Source organism: Pseudomonas sp. BF-RE-25, assembly GCF_019956105.1.
Taxonomy (GTDB): Bacteria; Pseudomonadota; Gammaproteobacteria; order Pseudomonadales; family Pseudomonadaceae; genus Aquipseudomonas; species Aquipseudomonas migulae.
Map to the genome: position 1 here is coordinate 1 of NZ_JAHBDB010000096.1, position 1,800 is coordinate 1,800.

The window sequence follows — 1,800 nt, forward strand, 5'->3', positions numbered from 1 at the left end:
TTGCCCGCGAATCGAGTGCGCAGCACTCGCCCAGGCCTGACCTGACCAACTTCAAAGAGGGTGCATTCAATGTCCCAAGAATTCGATTACATCATCATCGGTGCCGGCTCGGCCGGTAACACTCTGGCGACCCGTCTGACTGAAGACGAAGGCGTCACCGTCCTGCTGCTCGAAGCAGGCGGCCCGGATTACCGGATGGATTTCCGCACGCAAATGCCAGCGGCCTTGGCGTTCCCGCTGCAAGGTCGTCGCTACAACTGGGCGTACGAAACCGATCCAGAGCCACACATGGACGGTCGCCGGATGGAATGCGGTCGCGGCAAGGGCCTGGGCGGTTCTTCGCTGATCAACGGCATGTGCTACATCCGCGGCAACGCGATGGACTACGACAACTGGGCCAAACTGCCAGGTCTGGAAGACTGGGACTACCTGAACTGCCTGCCGTACTTCCGCAAGGCCGAAACCCGCGACATCGGCCCGAACGACTACCACGGTGGCGAAGGCCCGGTCAGCGTGACCACGCCGAAAGCCGGCAACAACCCGCTGTTCCACGCCATGGTTGAAGCCGGCGTGCAAGCCGGTTACCCGCGCACCGAAGACCTGAACGGTTACCAGCAAGAAGGCTTCGGCCCGATGGACCGCACCGTGACGCCTAAAGGCCGTCGCTCCAGCACCGCTCGCGGCTACCTGGACACTGCTAAAAAGCGTTCGACCCTCACCATCGTCACTCACGCCCTGACCGACAAGATACTGTTCGAAGGCAAGCGTGCCATCGGCGTGCGTTACCTGATCGGCGCCGCTGAAGAGCGCGTTGAAGTCCGCGCCCGCAAAGAAGTGCTGCTGTGCTCCGGCGCCATCGCTTCGCCGCAGATTCTGCAACGTTCCGGCGTCGGCCCGGCCGAACTGCTGAACAAGCTCGACATCCCGGTGGTCCACGACCTGCCAGGCGTCGGCGAAAACCTGCAGGATCACCTCGAGCTGTACCTGCAATACGCCTGCACCCAGCCAGTTTCGCTGTACCCGTCGCTGCTCTTGCACAACCAGCCGGCCATCGGCGCCGAGTGGCTGTTCAACGGCACCGGCATCGGCGCCAGCAACCAGTTCGAAGCCGGCGGTTTCATCCGCACCCGTCCGGAATTCGAATGGCCGAACATCCAGTACCACTTCCTGCCGGTCGCGATTAACTACAACGGCAGCAACGGTGTGAAAGAGCACGGTTTCCAGGCGCACATGGGTTCCATGCGTTCGCCGAGCCGTGGTCGCATCCAGGCCAAGTCCAAGGATCCGCGCGAGTACCCGAGCATCCTGTTCAACTACATGGCCACCGAGCAGGACTGGCAGGAATTCCGCGACGGCATCCGCCTGACCCGTGAAATCATGCAACAGCCTGCACTGGACGCTTTCCGTGGCCGCGAAATCAGCCCGGGCATTGAAGTGCAAACCGATGAGCAGCTCGACAAGTTCATCCGCGAACACGCCGAAACCGCGTTCCACCCGTCCTGCTCGTGCAAGATGGGCACCGACGAGATGGCCGTGGTTGACGCCGAAGGTCGCGTGCACGGCATGCAAGGTCTGCGTGTGGTCGATGCCTCGATCATGCCGATCATCACCACCGGCAACCTGAACGCACCGACGATCATGATCGCCGAGAAAATCGCCGACAAGATCCGTGGTCGCAAGCCATTGCCGCGCAGCACTGCCAGCTACTACGTGGCCGGTGATGCTCCGGTGAAAGGCAAGCCGTTGCGGGATGTGAGCCCTACTGCTTAGTAAGGCGTAATACCGAGGCGCGCCCTTCGC

General features: G+C 62.0%; 1 protein-coding gene. It reads left to right on the forward strand.

Going from position 1 to position 1,800, the window contains the following annotated elements:
- The first annotated feature begins 69 nt into the window (after window positions 1-69).
- Window positions 70-1,770 carry a choline dehydrogenase gene (gene betA / locus KGB24_RS28525; protein WP_223413609.1) on the forward strand — a complete coding sequence of 567 codons (1,701 nt, stop codon included), beginning with the start codon at window positions 70-72 and terminating at the stop codon, window positions 1,768-1,770.
- The last annotated feature ends 30 nt before the right edge of the window (window positions 1,771-1,800 follow it).

Coding starts and splice junctions, on each gene's coding strand:
- betA (WP_223413609.1), top strand. CDS start 70: ATGTCCCAAGAATTCGATTACATCATCATCGGTGCCGGCTCGGCCGGT.